General features: G+C 33.3%; 21 protein-coding genes. 18 read left to right on the top strand and 3 right to left on the bottom strand.

Annotation, left to right across the window (positions count from 1 at the left end; translation table 11 throughout):
* The first annotated feature begins 214 nt into the window (after nt 1–214).
* From rpmH to jag, 4 genes are all read left to right on the top strand, one after another.
* Nucleotides 215–349: a 50S ribosomal protein L34 gene (gene rpmH / locus SPD48_RS01975; RefSeq protein WP_336256373.1), complete on the top strand. Its 135-nt coding sequence runs from the start codon at nt 215–217 to the stop codon at nt 347–349.
* Nucleotides 350–421: 72 nt separating this feature from the next.
* The gene (gene rnpA / locus SPD48_RS01970) at nt 422–763 is read left to right on the top strand and encodes a ribonuclease P protein component (RefSeq protein WP_336256372.1); all 342 of its coding nucleotides are present in this window, start codon (nt 422–424) and stop codon (nt 761–763) included.
* Nucleotides 764–793: 30 nt separating this feature from the next.
* Nucleotides 794–1,558, top strand: a complete 765-nt coding sequence (gene spoIIIJ / locus SPD48_RS01965) for a YidC family membrane integrase SpoIIIJ (protein WP_336256371.1) — start codon at nt 794–796, stop codon at nt 1,556–1,558.
* On the top strand, nt 1,555–2,181 hold the full coding sequence (gene jag, locus SPD48_RS01960) for an RNA-binding cell elongation regulator Jag/EloR (RefSeq protein ID WP_336256370.1): 627 nt from the start codon (nt 1,555–1,557) through the stop codon (nt 2,179–2,181). Before spoIIIJ ends, jag begins: the two co-directional genes overlap by 4 nt.
* A 136-nt stretch (nt 2,182–2,317) precedes the next feature.
* Here the strand turns inward: jag and SPD48_RS01955 are convergent, their stop codons facing one another.
* A complete protein-coding gene (locus tag SPD48_RS01955) occupies nt 2,318–2,764 on the bottom strand; it encodes a hypothetical protein (RefSeq protein ID WP_336256369.1) in 447 nt (148 codons plus the stop codon).
* 309 nt (nt 2,765–3,073) lie between these two features.
* Here SPD48_RS01955 and SPD48_RS01950 point away from each other — a divergent pair, with 309 nt between their 5' ends.
* The 8 genes from SPD48_RS01950 (at nt 3,074) to SPD48_RS01915 (ending at nt 12,143) form a co-directional block, all read left to right on the top strand.
* Nucleotides 3,074–4,051, top strand: a complete 978-nt coding sequence (locus tag SPD48_RS01950) for a M20/M25/M40 family metallo-hydrolase (RefSeq protein ID WP_336256368.1) — start codon at nt 3,074–3,076, stop codon at nt 4,049–4,051.
* A gap of 217 nt (nt 4,052–4,268) precedes the next feature.
* On the top strand, nt 4,269–5,645 hold the full coding sequence (gene mnmE, locus SPD48_RS01945; RefSeq protein ID WP_336256367.1) for a tRNA uridine-5-carboxymethylaminomethyl(34) synthesis GTPase MnmE: 1,377 nt from the start codon (nt 4,269–4,271) through the stop codon (nt 5,643–5,645).
* 368 nt (nt 5,646–6,013) lie between these two features.
* Nucleotides 6,014–7,900, top strand: a complete 1,887-nt coding sequence (gene mnmG / locus SPD48_RS01940) for a tRNA uridine-5-carboxymethylaminomethyl(34) synthesis enzyme MnmG (protein ID WP_336256366.1) — start codon at nt 6,014–6,016, stop codon at nt 7,898–7,900.
* A gap of 35 nt (nt 7,901–7,935) precedes the next feature.
* Nucleotides 7,936–8,652: a 16S rRNA (guanine(527)-N(7))-methyltransferase RsmG gene (rsmG, locus tag SPD48_RS01935; RefSeq protein ID WP_336256365.1), complete on the top strand. Its 717-nt coding sequence runs from the start codon at nt 7,936–7,938 to the stop codon at nt 8,650–8,652.
* Nucleotides 8,653–8,823: 171 nt separating this feature from the next.
* Nucleotides 8,824–9,687, top strand: coding sequence for a nucleoid occlusion protein (noc, locus tag SPD48_RS01930; protein ID WP_336256519.1), 864 nt, complete (start codon nt 8,824–8,826; stop codon nt 9,685–9,687).
* A gap of 32 nt (nt 9,688–9,719) precedes the next feature.
* The gene (locus SPD48_RS01925) at nt 9,720–10,493 is read left to right on the top strand and encodes a ParA family protein (RefSeq protein ID WP_336256364.1); all 774 of its coding nucleotides are present in this window, start codon (nt 9,720–9,722) and stop codon (nt 10,491–10,493) included.
* A complete protein-coding gene (locus SPD48_RS01920) occupies nt 10,474–11,301 on the top strand; it encodes a ParB/RepB/Spo0J family partition protein (protein ID WP_336256363.1) in 828 nt (275 codons plus the stop codon). Before SPD48_RS01925 ends, SPD48_RS01920 begins: the two co-directional genes overlap by 20 nt.
* A gap of 131 nt (nt 11,302–11,432) precedes the next feature.
* On the top strand, nt 11,433–12,143 hold the full coding sequence (locus tag SPD48_RS01915; RefSeq protein ID WP_336256362.1) for a DUF554 domain-containing protein: 711 nt from the start codon (nt 11,433–11,435) through the stop codon (nt 12,141–12,143).
* Here the strand turns inward: SPD48_RS01915 and yyaC are convergent, their stop codons facing one another.
* Entirely contained in the window at nt 12,144–12,755 is a 612-nt protein-coding gene (yyaC, locus tag SPD48_RS01910) for a spore protease YyaC (RefSeq protein WP_336256361.1), read from the bottom strand. It lies immediately after the preceding gene.
* Between the two features lie 905 nt (nt 12,756–13,660).
* Between yyaC and SPD48_RS01905 the strand changes: the two genes are divergently transcribed.
* The 5 genes from SPD48_RS01905 to rpsR all read left to right on the top strand — a co-directional run bounded on the left by SPD48_RS01905 (nt 13,661) and on the right by rpsR (nt 16,330).
* A complete protein-coding gene (locus SPD48_RS01905; RefSeq protein WP_336256360.1) occupies nt 13,661–13,861 on the top strand; it encodes a DUF951 domain-containing protein in 201 nt (66 codons plus the stop codon).
* A 172-nt stretch (nt 13,862–14,033) separates the two neighbouring features.
* Nucleotides 14,034–15,134 (top strand): redox-regulated ATPase YchF, encoded by a 1,101-nt coding sequence (ychF, locus tag SPD48_RS01900; protein ID WP_336256359.1) that lies wholly within the window; start codon nt 14,034–14,036, stop codon nt 15,132–15,134.
* A 141-nt stretch (nt 15,135–15,275) separates the two neighbouring features.
* Nucleotides 15,276–15,566 carry a 30S ribosomal protein S6 gene (gene rpsF, locus SPD48_RS01895; RefSeq protein WP_336256358.1) on the top strand — a complete coding sequence of 97 codons (291 nt, stop codon included), beginning with the start codon at nt 15,276–15,278 and terminating at the stop codon, nt 15,564–15,566.
* A gap of 15 nt (nt 15,567–15,581) precedes the next feature.
* Nucleotides 15,582–16,064 (top strand): single-stranded DNA-binding protein, encoded by a 483-nt coding sequence (ssb, locus tag SPD48_RS01890; protein ID WP_336256357.1) that lies wholly within the window; start codon nt 15,582–15,584, stop codon nt 16,062–16,064.
* Between the two features lie 41 nt (nt 16,065–16,105).
* Nucleotides 16,106–16,330 (top strand): 30S ribosomal protein S18, encoded by a 225-nt coding sequence (gene rpsR / locus SPD48_RS01885; RefSeq protein WP_336256356.1) that lies wholly within the window; start codon nt 16,106–16,108, stop codon nt 16,328–16,330.
* A 141-nt stretch (nt 16,331–16,471) separates the two neighbouring features.
* On the opposite strand, the gene SPD48_RS01880 is transcribed toward rpsR, so the two are convergent.
* Nucleotides 16,472–16,957: a DUF1189 family protein gene (locus tag SPD48_RS01880; RefSeq protein ID WP_336256355.1), complete on the bottom strand. Its 486-nt coding sequence runs from the start codon at nt 16,955–16,957 to the stop codon at nt 16,472–16,474.
* Between the two features lie 216 nt (nt 16,958–17,173).
* On the opposite strand from SPD48_RS01880, the gene SPD48_RS01875 reads away from it, so the two are divergent.
* Nucleotides 17,174–18,124: a YybS family protein gene (locus SPD48_RS01875; protein WP_336256354.1), complete on the top strand. Its 951-nt coding sequence runs from the start codon at nt 17,174–17,176 to the stop codon at nt 18,122–18,124.
* Nucleotides 18,125–18,139: the final 15 nt, after the last annotated feature.

Below are 18,139 nucleotides of genomic sequence, written 5' to 3'. Positions count from 1 at the left end.
TTGTGGAAAACTTATTTCATTTATATTTTATAGGTAAGACAGTTGGATGTTGACTATTAGCTTTCATTTACGTATAATTATCAAGACAGTTTTATGTCATGGAAACATAGAATGAAGAGTAGGTAATTTTAATAATTGAAAGATTGCTTCTCCTATTTATATTCGTTACGTTTCTAGATTAGTACCATTAAGTTTTTTTGAGGAGGTGCATGAAATGAAAAGAACATTTCAACCAAACAATCGTAAACGTAAAAAGATACATGGCTTCCGAGCACGTATGAGTACAAAAAACGGACGTAAAGTTCTAGCACGTCGTCGTAGCAAAGGAAGAAAGGTATTATCAGCATAGGCCACTGAAGCACGTCAGTGGTCTTTTTCAGTTTTTAAATGTATTAAGTTTAGGTTAAAGGTGATTGTTTTAATGAAAAAAGCTTACCGAGTAAAGAAAAATAGTGAGTTTCAAGAGATTTTAAAATCCGGTAAATCCTTTGCAAATCGTGAGCTTGTCATATACTATAAAGAAAAACCATTACAAACTCATTTTAGAATTGGAATTTCGGTTGGAAAGAAAATTGGGAACGCTGTTACAAGAAATAGGATCAAGCGATATATTAGAGAATCGTTTATTCAATTAGAAGACGACGTATTACCAGAACTGGATTTGGTCATCATTGCTAGAAAACCTACTATTAATATGGATTGTAAACAAATAAAAAAAAGTTTATTACATTTATTAAATAAATTAAATTTACTATATAAATAAAGCTATTTGTTTCGGTTAGGAGGAAGTTGTTTGCGTAAGAAAATCTACATATCTTTATTATTAATCGGTTTAGTTGCTTTATTATCAGGATGTACAGATATCAATCAGCCGATTAATGCAGAAAGTACAGGTATTTGGAATAAATATTTTGTTTATCCGATGTCTCAAGTAATTATCTATTTTGCTCAGTTATTTAAGGATAATTATGGTTTATCTATTGTAGTAGTTACATTAATCATTCGTTTATTTTTATTGCCTCTTAATGTTAAGCAATTAAAAAGTTCAAAAGCAATGCAAGATATTCAGCCTGAATTAAAAGAATTGCAGCAAAAATATAGCTCTAAAGATGCTAACACACAGCAAAAATTACAGCAGGAGACTATGGCATTATTTCAGAAACATGGTGTGAACCCGTTAGCCGGTTGTTTACCAATATTTGTTCAAATGCCGATCCTGATCGCAATGTATCATGCAATAATGCGAACACATGCAATTCAAGGACATGAATTTTTATGGTTTGCTCTAGATTCACCTGATTATATTTTACCTATAATCGCTGGGGCAGCTACATTTTTACAACAGAAATTGATGATGGCAGGTAGCCCTGCTGCTCAAAATCCACAAATGGTAGCGATGCTTTATATTATGCCGATTATGATCACTGTTTTTGCGTTTTTCTTCCCTGCAGCGTTAGCGTTATACTGGGTAGTAGGAAACATTTTCATGGTAGCTCAAACACTGTTTATTCGTAAACCAATGATGAAAGATGCGAGTACTGGAGGAGACAAAAAGTGAGAGAGGTAACTGCTAGTGGTCAAACAGTTGAAGAGGCAGTCCAATCAGCTTTAGAGCAGTTAAATGTTTCAAGAGATCAAGTCGAAATTGAAGTAATTGATGAAGGAAAAAAAGGATTTCTAGGTTTATTTGGATCTGCACTTGCTGTTGTTAAAGTAAGAGAGAAAAAGGACAATATTGCGGAGACAGAAGAGTTTTTAAAAAATGTCGCAAAAAATATGGGTGTAGAAGTAGATGTCCAAACAATAATCGAAGAAAATCATGTTACTTACCAATTATCTGGAGAAAATATTGCTATTTTAATTGGTAAAAGAGGTAAAACGTTAAACTCACTTCAATATTTAACTCAGTTAGTCTTAAATAAAAATGGAAGTCAGTATCATACAGTTACAGTAGATGCAGAAGGTTATCGGGATCGAAGAAAAGAGACGTTAATCGATTTAGCTCAAAAGATGTCTGGCAAAGCGATACGTATTAATCGTAAAGTTGCGCTCGAACCAATGCCAGCATTTGAACGAAAGATTATTCACAGTGCACTGCAGGAATCTAGTGAAGTTACAACGTATTCCGATGGAGTAGAACCACACCGGCATATTGTGATAAATCCAAAAAGTTTAGATTAAATAGTTATTTTATAAAGGAAGAGGATGAACATTAAACTTTGTTCATCCTCTTTTTTATATTTATATTGTTTGAACGAGAAGGTATTTAAACTCATTTCTTTAACAATAGCACGTTTAAATATGGAGCTTATTTATACTAAATAATTTCATTATAGATTAACCCATTGTCTTTTTTGATATCAATAATTTTTATTCTTTTTTCACTTTTGATAAATATAGTTTTGTATACTTTATGATGATTTTGATCTTCAAAGAGAATAACGCGTTTATTGTCTGTATCTGTTTCTACATTTACTTCTAATCCAGTAATATCTATATTTTCTTCAATAGCATTTTTTTCTTCAAAGTTTGATAATTTGTCATTTGTATCATTATTGTTCTCTGTTTCTACTTCATTTTCACTTGCTTTACTTTGATTTTGATCATCTATTTCTTTTTCACTCTCTTTACTCTGATCTTCGCCATCTACTTCTTGGTCAAACGAATTGTCTTCAGAACTGTCTGCTTTCTGAGAACTATTACATGCTGTCAGTCCAATTAAAAGTATAAAGCATATTAGAAAAGGTAGTACTTTTTTAATCATGATGTTTCTCTCCTTGTATGTATAGAATAGTATGTTTATATCATATTTTTATAAGAAAAATAAAGTATTTAAACTTAAAAACATGCAAGAATACTGCAGAAAATTTTTCCGTCTATTGAAGAATTATTAAGCTTGGGAAGCTAAGTTTTTTTACAGATAACTAGTAATGAAGACATAGTCGGAAAAACCTATAATCACTAATGTACAAGCTCTATTTCTATTACTATTGAATCAACTTTTGAAAAAATAAAGGAATTCTATTTATTTTTATTGTAATTATTATATATAACAAAAATATGAAAGAAGGATGTGGAATTTTTGAAAAGAATTTCTAGTATTCTTTTAGTTTTGTTGTTGTCATTTTCAATTCCTGTTTCAGCAGCGCCAAATGGACAATCCGGTCAAGCGTTTGATAATAAGATTGTTAAGCGGATTAAGGAGGATAATATTTATGAGCATGTTTCTTATTTGTCCGAAGTAATTGGCTCACGTCCGGCTGGTTCAGATGCGGAGCTTGAAACAGTAGATTACCTTGTTGAACAATTTGAGAGCTATGGATATACCGATGTAAATGTATATGATTTTACATTTGTTTCGCGTGGAAATACAATTACTTCTTATAATGTCGAAGCTGTAAAAAAACCGATGAAAAACCATGATACTGGCCAGCAAATTATTGTTGGAGCACACCATGATTCTGTACCAGCCGGACCAGGCGCAAATGATGATGCGTCAGGTACAGGGGCTTTATTGGAATTAGCGAGGGTATTTGCAAATACACCTACTGATACAACAATTAAATTTATTGCATTTGGTGCAGAGGAAAATGGATTGTTGGGTTCACGTAAATATGCTGAGGAAATGTCAGCTGATGAGGTTGAACGTACGGTAGCAATGTTTCAATTGGATATGGTAGGTAGTGCCGACGCAGGTGATTTAGTCATGTTTACTGCGGATGGAAAGAAAAACACAGTAACAGATCTAGGTGCTGCTGCAGGTTCCAGGGTAAGCGAGCTTGTCCCATACAGCGAGCTTGGTCGAAGTGATCATGTTCCGTTTCATAACCTTGGAATCCCAGCTGCTCTGTTTATTCATACTCCACTTGAGCCTTGGTATCATACTAAAGACGATGTAATAGAGCATGTCAGTAAGGAAAAATTAAAAGATGTTGCAAATATTGTAGGTGCTGCCGTCTTCCAAATTGCAAGAAAGGATACACCGGCTTTGGAAAGATCGAGAGTTGCACCAGTTCCAGTAGATTATTATTATGAAGAACCAAATCTATAGTAGACAATGTTGATAACTTAAAATAAGTAAAAAACATTTACTCACATGTGGGTAAATGTTTTTCTTTTGAAAAAAAGATAATTTGTGGATAAGTTTATTTTTTGATAAGATTATGGTATTCTGTTATATTAGTGACGTTTTGTTAACAGTTATTTTTCTGTGGATAAAAGCAGAAGTTTCTATATATTAATCATTATATAATCAGGAGGTGACATAGATGGAAATAGATACAATTGCGGCAATTTCTACTCCGGTAGGTGAGGGAGCTATTTCAATTGTTCGGTTAAGTGGACCTGACGCAATTAAAATAGCTGATAAACTATTTAAAGGGAAGAATTTAGAAAAAGTGAATAGTCATACGTTACATTATGGCAAAATCATTGATCCAGGGACGAATGAAATTGCTGATGAGGTAATCGTTTCTGTCATGAGAGCTCCTAAAACGTTTACGTGTGAAGATGTAGTTGAAATTAATTGCCATGGAGGATTAATGGCTGTAAACAGAATCTTAGAGATGGTTTTAGAATGCGGTGTTAGACTTGCTGAGCCTGGTGAGTTTACAAAACGAGCCTTTTTAAATGGACGTATTGATTTATCACAAGCTGAAGCTGTTATGGATGTAATTCAATCAAAAACAAGTCAAGCAATGAATGTAGCTTTAAACCAATTAGATGGAAAACTTTCTCGACTTATAAGGAAACTGCGTCAAGAACTAATTGAGACAATTGCTCACGTAGAAGTAAATATTGATTATCCGGAATATGATGATGTGGAAGAAATGTCCCATGAATTAATGAGAGAGAAAACGCGCTACGTTCACGAAGAAATTGAACGATTATTGCAAGTCGCAAAACAGGGGAAAATACTTCGTGAAGGAATTAAAACTGCGATTATCGGACGTCCGAATGTCGGTAAATCTTCCTTAATGAACTCATTGGTTCAAGAAGATAGAGCGATTGTGACTGATATTCCCGGTACAACAAGAGATATTATAGAAGAATATGTTAATGTTCGAGGGATTCCTCTTAAATTAATTGATACAGCAGGAATAAGAGAAACAAAAGATATTGTAGAGAAAATTGGGGTTGAAAGATCACGTAAAATATTACAAGAAGCTGATCTCGTTTTATTTATGTTAAACTATAATGATGAGCTTTCCGAAGATGATAAAGAAATTTTTCACATGCTCCATCAAATGAATTATATTGTTATTATTAACAAGACGGATCTTCCTCAGAAAATTAATATGGAAGAAATAGAAAAATTGGCAGATGGTAATGCTGTTATTACTACTTCGTTAATTCAAGAAGAAGGAATCGAAGAATTAGAAAATGAATTATCACATTTATTCTTTTCAAAAGAATTAATGTCGGATGATGTTACGTATGTTTCAAATATTAGACATATTCATTTATTGAAACAATCAAAAGAAGCATTAGAAGATGCGATGGAAGCATTAGAATTAGACATGCCACTTGATATTATTCAAATTGATGTGACTAGAACGTGGGAATTTCTAGGTGAAATTATTGGTGATACTGCAAGTGACAGTTTAATCGATCAATTATTTTCTCAATTCTGTCTAGGAAAATAAATTATTGTTTGAATGAATATCATAAGTACTAATTCAAATAGAAAATACGAGCAAATAACCAAATTATTTACTAATAGTTCATATATATAACAACTCATTACTAAGATTGAAACGAAAGGTGGCGACTCCTGCGGGATAAAAGGCATCGGTGAGACTCACAATGAGATAGTCAAGGAAGGCCAACTAACAACGCCCTTTGCGGGCAACGTCGGCATACCCCTTGTCGGGGCACCGCCCGAGGAAAGCGACCACCTGTAGTGGAAATCGATGTATTTCTGGAATCTAAAGAATGTTCGGGTTTGTGCTCGACTTAGTGAATTGTGAAATTGATTCGTTTAAATAACACGAAAAAGAAAGGGTGAAATAAAATGACATATGATGCAGGACATTATGATGTAATTGTAGTTGGAGCAGGTCATGCAGGATGTGAAGCTGCAATGGCTGCTGCTAAAATGGGTTCCAAAACGTTAATGTTAACGTTAAATTTAGATATGATCGCTTTTATGCCGTGTAACCCATCTTTAGGTGGACCGGCAAAAGGGATTGTAATCAGAGAGATTGACGCACTTGGCGGTGTAATGGGGAAGGTTATCGATAAGACATATATTCAAATGCGTATGCTTAATACTGGTAAAGGACCAGCTGTACGTGCGCTAAGAGCACAAGCTGATAAACCTTTATATATCCAAGAAATGAAAAGACTTATCGAAAATGAAGAAAATATCACATTAAAACAAGCAATGGTGAATGAATTAATAATTGAAGATGGAGTTTGTAAAGGTGTAATTACGGAAGCTCATGCTGCTTACCATGCTAAGACGGTTATTATCACGACTGGTACATTTATGCGCGGTAAAGTATTAATTGGCGACTTAGAATATGAAAGTGGACCAAATAACCAAAGAGTATCTATTAAATTATCCGAGAATTTAGAAGAACTTGGTTTTGATTTGGTACGTTTTAAAACAGGAACTCCTCCGCGTGTTAATAGTCATACAATTGACTATTCTAAAACAGAAATTCAACCAGGGGATGAGAAACCTCAAGGATTTTCATATGAAACTACTGAATATATTAAGGATCAAATTCCTTGTTGGTTAACCTATACGAATGAACGTACTCACCAAGTAATAAATGATAATTTGACATTATCTGCGATGTATTCAGGTATGAAAAGAGGAACAGGGCCTAGATATTGTCCATCAATCGAAGATAAAATTGTTCGTTTTAACGATAAACCTCGCCATCAAGTTTTTCTTGAACCTGAAGGTCGAAATACAGAGGAAGTTTATGTACAAGGATTATCTACATCTCTTCCTGAATTTATTCAAAATGAAATATTGCGTTCTGTACCTGGACTTGAAAAAGCGGAAATGATGCGTCCAGGATATGCGATCGAATATGATTCAGTTACTCCTACTCAACTTTGGCCAACTCTTGAAACAAAGAAAGTGGAAGGATTGTATACTGCTGGGCAAATAAATGGGACATCTGGATATGAAGAGGCAGCAGCACAAGGAATTATCGCTGGAATAAATGCGAGTCTAAAAGTCCAAAATAAAGAGCCATTTATCTTAGATCGTTCTCAAAGTTATATAGGAGTACTAATTGATGATTTAATAACAAAAGGGACGAGAGAGCCATATCGTCTACTTACTTCTCGTGCAGAATATCGCTTGCTTTTACGTCATGATAATGCAGATATTCGTTTAACGGAATTAGGATACAAATTGAATTTGATTACTGAAGAAAGATATGAAAAGTTCCAAGAGAAACTACGTCTTATTGATCTTGAGAAAGAAAGATTATTTAATACTATTATTAAAGTTACAGATCAGGTACAAATTATATTAAAAGATGCAAACTCTACACCATTAAAAGACGCTGTTAGAGCAATTGATCTATTGAAAAGACCAGAAATAACATATGATGTTATTGAGAAAATAGATGGAATGCAAGATATACCAGATGATGTGAAGGAACAAGTTGAAATACAAATCAAGTATGAAGGGTATATTAAAAAGGCGAATGAACAAGTGAAAAGAATGCTAAAGATGGAAGATAAAAAAATTCCTGAGAATATAGATTATGATTCCATCCATAGTTTAGCTGCCGAAGCGAGAGAAAAACTTAAAAACATTCGACCAATATCCATTGGGCAAGCATCAAGAATATCTGGTGTTAATCCAGCAGATATATCGATATTACTCGTCTACATTGAACAAGGTAATATTAAAAAAGTAGTGAGCGAGTAATGTCTATTTAGATAATTGATAAGGAGTTTATCAAATTGGATGAAAAGCTATTTAAAGAGGCTTTAAAAGAAAAAAACATTCTATTATCAGATAATCAAATAAATCAATTTCATGACTATTATGAGCTATTAGTAGAATGGAATGAAAAAGTGAATTTGACAGCTATTACAGACAAAGAAGATGTATATTTAAAACATTTTTATGATTCTGTTTCTGCAAGTTTCTATTACTCTTTTGAAAAGGACTTAACACTATGCGATATTGGAGCAGGTGCAGGATTTCCTAGTATACCTCTAAAAATTTGTTTCCCGAATCTACGAGTTACCATCGTTGATTCATTAAAAAAACGGATTAATTTTTTAGAAACATTAATTAGTAAGTTGAAATTAGAGAATGTAACAGTCATTCATTCACGTGCGGAAGATATCGGACAAAATAAAATATATAGGGAACATTTTGACCTAGTGACTGCACGTGCAGTTGCACGAATGTCCGTTCTATCAGAGTATTGTTTACCTCTATGTAAAGTGGGAGGTACTTTTATAGCATTAAAAGGTTCGAATAGTGAAGAAGAGTTAATAGATGCTAAGAAGGCAATCCATGTATTAGGTGGAGAGCTTATTCAAAACAACTTATTTCAGTTACCGAAAGAAAACAGTGATCGAGCAATTATTATAATTAATAAAACGAAAAAAACGAAAAAAACATATCCAAGAAAAGCAGGAACTCCACAAAAAAATCCAATTTGCTAGAACATTGTAAAAAATATAGGTAGTATCGTACTTTTTATAGTAATTTTATGATAAACTTAACTATATAGGTTAAGTTTCTTTCTTTTTGTCCTCATTTAACCCTTCTTTTGGATTAGTAGATTGTTTCACGTGAAACAATTTATAAATATTTTTAAAAAGGTGATGTTTATTATGCTGCAGTCCTTTAATCGGATCTTTACTAGTGGTAATAAATCAGATGATCAAGTATCGAATGACTTTGAAGATGTTATTCAATTAACTGTTGATCAAATAGTACCCAATGAGTTTCAGCCAAGAACTCAGTTTGACGATGATAAAATTAAAGAGTTAGCTCAAACACTACAAACTCATGGTATGATTCAACCTATTGTTGTCAGAAAAAAAGATGGAGAACAATATGAAGTTATTGCTGGTGAAAGAAGATTAAGAGCTGCTAAACTATTAGGTTGGGAGAAAATCTCAGCAATAATTCGTAATATGAGTGATACAGAGACAGCCTCAGTTGCGTTGATTGAAAACATCCAAAGAGAAGAACTTTCAGTAATTGAAGAGGCAAAAGCGTATGCACAATTAATAAAGATGCACTCTCTAACACAGGAAGCCTTGGCGCAGAGACTTGGTAAAAGTCAATCTACAGTAGCAAACAGACTACGTTTATTAACTTTACCGGAAGAAATTCAGTATTCTTTAATTGAGAAAAAAATTACTGAACGGCATGCTCGAGCGTTAATGAAGCTTAAAGAAGAAGCTATCCAGTTAAAGTTTTATAAAGAAATAATTGAAAAACAACTAAATGTTCGGGAAACCGAAGAACTAATAAATGATTTTCTTACTAAAGGGGAAGCGAAAAAGAAAGTTCGCTCTAGGTCTAAGTTTATAAGTAAAGACATTCGTATTGCAACTAATACAATCAGAAGGTCTTTAAAAATGATATCTGATACAGGTATAAAGGTAGAATCGAAAGAAGAAGAATTAGACGATTATTATCAGATAACGATAAGAGTAAAAAAGAATCAGTCAAAACCGAAGAAATAGAATGACAAGCTTTACAATAGGTAGGTGCCATAATGGGTAAAATCATAGCAATAACGAATCAAAAAGGTGGCGTAGGAAAAACGACATCAACAGTTAATTTAGGGGCTAGTTTGGCTCTTTTAGGAAATAAAGTTTTATTAATCGACATAGATCCACAAGGGAATGCAACTAGTGGAGTAGGCGTTAACAAGGGAGATATGGACAAGTGCGTCTACAATATATTAGTTGATGATTTAGATGCGAAAGAAGTTTGTGTGCCTACAGAAGTTGAAAATCTATCAATTATTCCAGCCACGATCCAACTTGCTGGAGCAGAAATTGAATTAGTACCTACTATTTCTCGCGAAGTGAAATTAAAAAAAGCTTTAGATGAAATAAAAGATCAATATGATTATATATTAATAGATTGCCCACCATCTCTTGGGTTATTAACTATAAATGCATTAACTTCAGCAGATAGTGTACTTATCCCTGTACAATGTGAATATTATGCATTGGAAGGATTGAGTCAACTTCTTAATACAATTAGATTAGTGCAAAAACACCTTAATAAACAATTAATGATTGAGGGAGTATTACTAACAATGTTAGATGCGCGAACTAATTTAGGAATCCAAGTTATTGAAGAAGTGAAAAAGTATTTTCAAGATAAAGTATATAAATCAATCATCCCTCGAAATGTTAGGCTTGGTGAAGCACCAAGTCATGGTAAACCAATAACAGTATACGATCCAAAATCCAGAGGAGCAGAAGTTTATCTAGAGCTTGCAAAGGAAGTGATGGAAGTTGGCCAAACGGTTAGGTAAAGGTTTAAACGCTTTGTTTCCAGATGTAGATGAACAATCTATTGAACAAATATCGATTGATGAATGTCGCACTAACCCTTATCAACCAAGAAAAACATTTGATGCAGATGCGATAGAGGAGTTAAAAACTTCCATCCTTGAATACGGTATTATTCAACCGTTGATTGTTAGGAAAAGTATTAAAGGTTATGAAATTGTTGCAGGGGAAAGACGTTTTAGAGCAGCTAAAGAAGCAGGTTTAGAACATGTACCCGCGATTGTGAAAGACTATGACGACCGCAAAATGATGGAGATTGCTTTATTGGAAAATTTACAGCGAGAAGATCTCACAGTTATTGAAGAAGCTGTAGCTTATAAAAATTTAATTAATGAACTGCATTTAACTCAGGAAGAATTATCAGCAAAAATAGGCAAAAGCCGCTCTCATATTGCAAATACGATGAGGTTATTATCTTTACCTGAAGACGTTATTCTTTTTATTAGCAATGGGGAACTTTCAATGGGACATGGAAGAGCACTTTTAGGCTTACAAGATAAAGAGCAGCTACCTTTATTAGTTGATAAAATAAGAAAAAATGATTTAAACGTTCGCCAAATTGAGCAAATGATAACTGAGTTAAATAAAAAGAAACCAAAACAAAAACGAGAAAAACCGAAAAAAGATATCTATCTTCAGCAATATGAAACAAAACTGAGAGATATTCTTGGAACAAATGTAAAAATTCAAAAGAATAAAGATAAAGGTAAAATAGAAATAGAATTTTACAACAATGAAGAATTAGAACGTTTTGTTCGTATGTTTCAATAAGGTAATAAAAATGATACATGAGACTGAGATACATCTATATGTAATCAGTCTTTTTACTTGGTGAAAATAAATGTTTCACGTGGAACATTTTTAAAAACACCTTAATCTTTTTAAATCAGTGAGGAAAAATCATGGTATTATTAGGAACGATAGTTAACGGTATATGTATAATAATCGGTTGTGTACTAGGCATGTTTTTGACGAAAATTAAAGATAAATATAAAGAAACAATTGTTCAAGGTATTGGACTAACTATTATCTTGATAGGTTTGCAAATGGCCTTACAAGTAAATTCTATTATTATCGTTTTGCTTAGTATACTTGCTGGTGCATTAGTGGGTGAGTTACTTAAGTTAGAAGACTTTTTAAATAAGTTTGGATATTGGGTTGCAAGTAAATTTACCAACAAAACTGAGGATGTGAATATAGCACAGGCATTTGTTACTGCATCATTGTTATTTGTGGTAGGTGCTATGTCTATACTTGGCTCTTTAGATAGTGGACTAAGAGGAGATCATGAAATATTATTTACGAAATCTGTTTTGGACGGATTCACGTCATTTATTTTAACAACAACATTGGGTATTGGTGTGATTTTATCAGTTGTTCCTGTAGTATTATATCAAGGAACAATAGCTTTATTAGCAACTCAAATAGAAAGAGTTATACCCGAACCGATTTTTGATAATTTACTAACGGATATAACTGCAGTCGGGGGATTATTAATTTTAGCCATAGGGTTGAATTTATTGAAAATAACAGAAATAAGAGTGACAAACTTATTGCCATCTATTATTATGGTAGCTATATTTGTATATATAAACCATTTGTTCTTTACTTAATTAGCTTGTCTTATTATGATTGTCTTTTACAATGTGTTTAGATTGATTAGATACATAGTGATTAAGCCAGAAATCAACCTTTTTAAGTACAAGTGCAATTTTATGGGACATATCATGTACGATAGATAAACGTGTGCTTTGTAAAACGGCGTAGTCCATAAATCCGCCAATATTTACTACGCCGGTTATATAAGCATCTCCAACAGCTGGCAACTTCTTATTTAAAGCTGCTCCAGGCTTTAGAGAGCCAATCCCAGTAATTAGATTACCAATCGAGGAACTTTTTCCGAGAGAGGCATCTACAGCAATAATAAAAGGTTTCCTGTACATCATATTAATTTCATTCATCGTTTCTTCTAAATTCACAGCGTGTATTGGATTATGTAAAGTCCCATAAACTTTTAAAAGCGATGGCATCATCTGTGTAAATATCGTTCCGGTTAATGGTCCGAGCGAATCACCCGTAGAACGATCGGTGCCAATACAAAGAACAATTAGTTGAGAATGATCTTGTGGAATATGTGTAATTAGGCGATCACTTGTCGATTTTAAAGCTAATGGGTCTTTATAATGAATGTAATTTGGCTCGTTATCATGGATATGATTGTTCATTCGTATATTCCTTCCGTCTATTTTTAACAGTATACGTTTTAAGGTGAAACAATATACATCTAAATAGAACAATCAAGATTGAATAAGTGAATATATTATTTTACTGAAAATGATATAATGAAAATTACGATCCACTTGATAAAGGAAGGTAATATAAATAAGAAGATAGCCTTAATCATCTACATTCTATTTTATTGAAACACCAAAACAGTTTTGTATAAAATACGTAAACTGTGTAGTAGTGAAAATTTGTAAACCTAGTAAACTGCAGCGTTGATTTCCGCCTACGAGCAGTTCGCTTTTACCACAGGCATAAGAGCGACATCAGTTTAAGCAACACTATAACTTGCTTTCACTGTGTCTCCTTTACCATGGGCACGGCTTCAGCCTCCTCGGAAGCAAAGACCACTTCCTGCTGGGTCTTCAGACTCGTGCTGGTCCCACAGGAGTCGACTGCCCTTTGGCTTCAATCAACCATTGTGATAGTGGTGTCAAAACGTACAGAACTGTTAACAAGTACACTCAGCGAAGGAAGTATGTGGAGACTTCTGCGGGAGGATAGGCCTCGGTGAGACCCTGCCCCGGCAAGGGGTATGCAGACGTTGCCCTCAAAGGGCGATTTTAGTCTGCCTTCCTTCAATAGTTGAGGAGACTCAACAGCCGCCCGCGAAAAGCGTAACATATTTCCATAGCGGTAAGGTAATTACTATCAAAATTACTGCACAGTTTATATCAAATGCCATGATGAAATATCGGAATATAGTTCTATTTTAAGCAATCAGTTAATTGAAAATACAAAAAGGAAGGAAATCTTAATTACCTCAATACTATCAAGGTTTAATTATCAATTTCACGCTGTGTTAATAACTGAAATCCCTCTAATTGATTTTAAAGGAGTAATAGAAATGGAGAATAAACAATTTTCATTAAATGATATTGTAGAAATGAAAAAACAACATCCTTGTGGTGAGAATAAGTGGAAAATTATTCGTATGGGAATGGATATTCGAATTAAATGTTTAGGCTGTGATCGAAGTGTTATGATACCAAGGAATGAGTTTCAAAAAAAATTAAAGAAAATAATAGAAAAAGGGTCAAAAGACTAAAGTTAGTACGTAACAAAGGAGCATTATGTAATTTTGCCTTATGGATTTTTGCATTTTAGTTAGTAAACAGGAAGGCAATATTTAATTTTTGTTATTTGTTACTTTTAATTAAACACATTATAATACGAATTAGTTCAACTGAACTAGGTAACCCTTAAGGAGTGGGAAATAGATGTCATTAACAGCAGGAATAGTTGGACTTCCCAATGTTGGAAAGTCAACGCTATTTAACGCCATTACTAGAGCAGGTGCAGAGTCTGCCAATTATCCTTTTTGTACGATTGATCCAAATGTTGGAATTGTTGAAGTGCCTGATGAGAGATTACAAAAGTTAACGGAAGTGGTAAACCCTAAAAAGACTGTTCCGACTGCTTTTGAATTTACTGATATTGCAGGTATTGTAAAAGGTGCGAATAAAGGAGAAGGTCTAGGAAACCAGTTTTTGTCTCATATTAGACAAGTTGATGCGATTTGCCAAGTAGTACGCTGTTTTGTGGATGAAAACATCACCCATGTAGCTGGTAAAATTGATCCGATTGATGATATAGAAACCATTAATTTGGAATTAATCTTAGCCGATCTTGAAACAGTAACTCGTCGTTTTGAACGCAGTGAAAAATTAGCACGACAAAAAGAAAAAACAGCAGTCCAAGAATTTAATGTAATGAAGAAATTAAAAGAAGGTTTAGAAGAAGAAATTCCGGCGCGATCCATTCAACTGACGGAGGAAGAATTAGTAATTGCAAAACAATTACATTTACTAACAGCAAAACCAATTTTATATGTTGCAAACGTAAGTGAAGACGACATAGTAGATATAGACGGAAATCAATATGTTGAACAAGTAAAAGAATTTGCTGAAAAAGATGGCGCCGAAGTTGTCGTCGTAAGTGCAAAAATTGAAGAAGAGATAGCAGAGCTCGATCAAGAGGAAAAAGAAATGTTTCTTGAAGAACTTGGAATTGAGCAGTCTGGTTTAGATCAACTAATTAAAGCTTCTTATCAATTATTAGGATTAGCGACATATTTTACGGCAGGGGAACAGGAAGTTCGTGCTTGGACGTTTAAAAAAGGAATGAAGGCACCACAGGCAGCTGGAATTATTCATACGGACTTTGAGCGAGGCTTTATCCGGGCTGAAACCGTCTCGTATGAAGATCTGATGGAAGCTGGATCTATGGTAAAAGCTCGTGAGAATGGGAAAGTAAGATTAGAAGGAAAAGATTATTTAGTTCAAGATGGAGATGTAATTCATTTCCGTTTCAATGTATAACGTAACGAAGGACATCCAAATCATTTGTTATTTAAATTGATTTTTGTTATAATTTTTATCTGTGGGTAATTTGAAAATTACTCCTTGCTCTGCCCGTTTATTGATAAGCAGAGCCGTATAGACCAAAAGGAGGTGCGTAGGATGAAAAATTATGAAATCATGTATATCATCCGTCCCAATATTGAAGAAGAAGCACAAAAGAGCTTAATTGAGCGCTTTAATGCAATTCTTACTGATAATGGGGCAGAGATTGATAAAGTGGACGAGTTAGGATCACGTCGACTTGCTTATGAGATTAATGATTATCGTGATGGCTACTATGTAGTACTTAACTTCAAAGGCGGTTCTGAAGCTGTAAATGAATTTGATCGTCAAGCTAAGTTCTCTGACGACATTATTCGTCACATGGTAGTACGTTTAGATGAAGAATAATAGGGAGTGATTCTGATGTTGAATAGAGTCGTATTAGTTGGAAGACTAACAAGAGATCCCGATTTACGTTATACTGCAAGTGGTGTTGCAGTTGCTAATTTTACTATAGCTGCAAACAGGCCTTTTAAAAACCAACAGGGTGAACAGGAAGCAGACTTCATTAACTGTGTTGTATGGAGAAAAGCTGCTGAAAACCTGGCAAATTATATGAAAAAAGGCAGTATGATTGGTGTTGATGGAAGAATTCAGACTAGATCATACGAAGGCCAGGATGGGAAAATGGTATATGTTACAGAAGTGATGGCTGAGAGTATACAATTCTTAGAGTCAAGAGGAGCTTCTCAACGAGATACATCCGGGTATAATCCGAACGATGCTTTTCAACATCAAGCACCATCCCAGTCACAACCATCAAGACAAATGGGAGAGCCACAAGCTAACCCGTTTCAAAATGATGGAGAACAAATTGATATTTCTGATGATGACTTGCCTTTCTAAATAAATTAATATATTAACAAACTGGTTAAAGGAGTGATACTATGAGACGTGGTCGTCCAAGACGTCGGAAAGTGTGTTTTTTTACAGCGAACGGAATTACACATATTGATTATAAAGACGTTGAATTATTAAAAAGATTTATTTCAGAACGTGGAAAAATTTTACCTAGACGTGTAACTGGTACATCAGCAAAATACCAAAGAAAATTAACTATAGCAATTAAACGCGCTAGATCAATGGCTTTACTTCCATTTGTTAGCGAGTAAATAATAAAATTCCTTTTCAATCTATTAAGATGAAAAGGAATTTTTATTTTAGTATTAAAATATTAGTTGGAGCTTTATAATATAACGTTTGGATTTAAAAAAACATAGAATTTTAGATACCAGTTAAAGCACAAAATCAGATTATTTCTGTGATTTCCGCTTTGGATAAATGAAAATAATTTTTATTAATATGAAGAAGATATAAAAAGCACTAATTAATAAAAAAAGCGGACTTAACGGATGAAAAAATGAAACAATAGAGAATGAAAGTAATGGAAGAGTAGTAGCAAATGCAGCCATTTTCCACATAATAGAATACCGTAATTTTCTCTCACTAAACCGGGCGAGTAATGTTCCAATATAAGCGAATAGTGATAAAATACTAAACACGATTAATACTAATGGTAAATAATAAAAAATAAAAAAGTAAATCAATAAAAAGAAGGTTTGTACCGAAGAAGAATCATTTACAATAACCTGTTCATATAGTGCCGGTAAAGAAGCTAAACCTAATAGGAAAAACAAATAAATAACAGTAATATCCATCCCAATACGATTTAAAGCAAAGACTGACTGCTTTATTGGCAGTTTAAAACTATGTATTAACGCATTCCAATAAACTTTCATCCATCTCTTCCTTTTAACTTTACAATTTTCTAATGAATACTATATCACTTTTCCAAAGGTTCTTACAGGAAAGAAGACAGGAAGAGAGAACTGATTTTTAAATCTGTGAATAATTTATATCAATCAAAGAAGAATTAAAATAGGCATCAATAACAATTCAACTTTAAATCTGATATTATTATGTAATAGGGTATTAACTAGTATAGAGGTGGAATGATGAATCAATCTAAAAAAATAACAGATGGAGCATTATTGACAGCAGTTTACATTGTCCTACTACTAATTGTAATATTCGTTCCATTTATTATGACATTTGGTATTTTTGTTTTACCTGTTCCATTTGTCATTTACGCAGCAAGACATGGGTGGAAGCCTACTATACTCATGTTGCTAACGACAACTTTGTTAACAATGGTCTTTGCAACCGTAGTATCGCTACCTGTTACTTTATTAGCAGGAATTGGTGGAATATTTATTGGAACAGCAATAAATAAAAAACTTGGAGCATATGAGGTATGGGCAAGGGGATCAGTAGGGTTTATTGTAGGAATGGTTTTCGTATTAATAATCGTACAATACGTAGTAAACATAAACATATATGAAGAAATGGATATCATGATTCAAGACTCCATTTCAATGACGCGTTCGATTATGGATCAGATAGGATTAGATGCAAATTCGGAGAAACAATTAAAGTTAATAGAAGAACAAATGTATACATTTAAAGACTTGTTACCTTCGAGTATTGCTATTGCAAGTATCTTTTTAGCTTTTGTTAGTCAATGGATAAGTAATAAAGTAATTAATCGAATTGAAAATAAAAAGCTCCAATTTCCTCCATTTAAACAGTTTAATCTTCCAACGGCTGTTATTTGGATATACTTCTTTGCTTTAATTTTATCATTTATTGATCTTGGAACGGATAGTGGGTTGTATTTAGTTGTTTTAAATGTCTTTGCCTTAACAACCATATTGATTACAATCCAAGGATTGTCATTTGTATTTTTCTATGCTGATTTTAAAAAAATGCATAAATCAATACCGATTATTATAGTTGTTTTTACTTTACTAATTCCTCAATTGTTTATGTTTCTCATTCGAATTATTGGTATAATGGATTTAGGTTTTTCATTAAAAGCAAGATTAGCAAGTAATAAAGAAAAGTAAAAAACAGCTAGTATA

The organism is Pseudogracilibacillus sp. SE30717A (genome assembly GCF_037071985.1).
Taxonomy (GTDB): Bacteria; Bacillota; Bacilli; order Bacillales; family Amphibacillaceae; genus Pseudogracilibacillus.
Note: the sequence above shows the minus strand (reverse complement) of the source record. Positions and strands in the feature narration are given on the sequence as shown.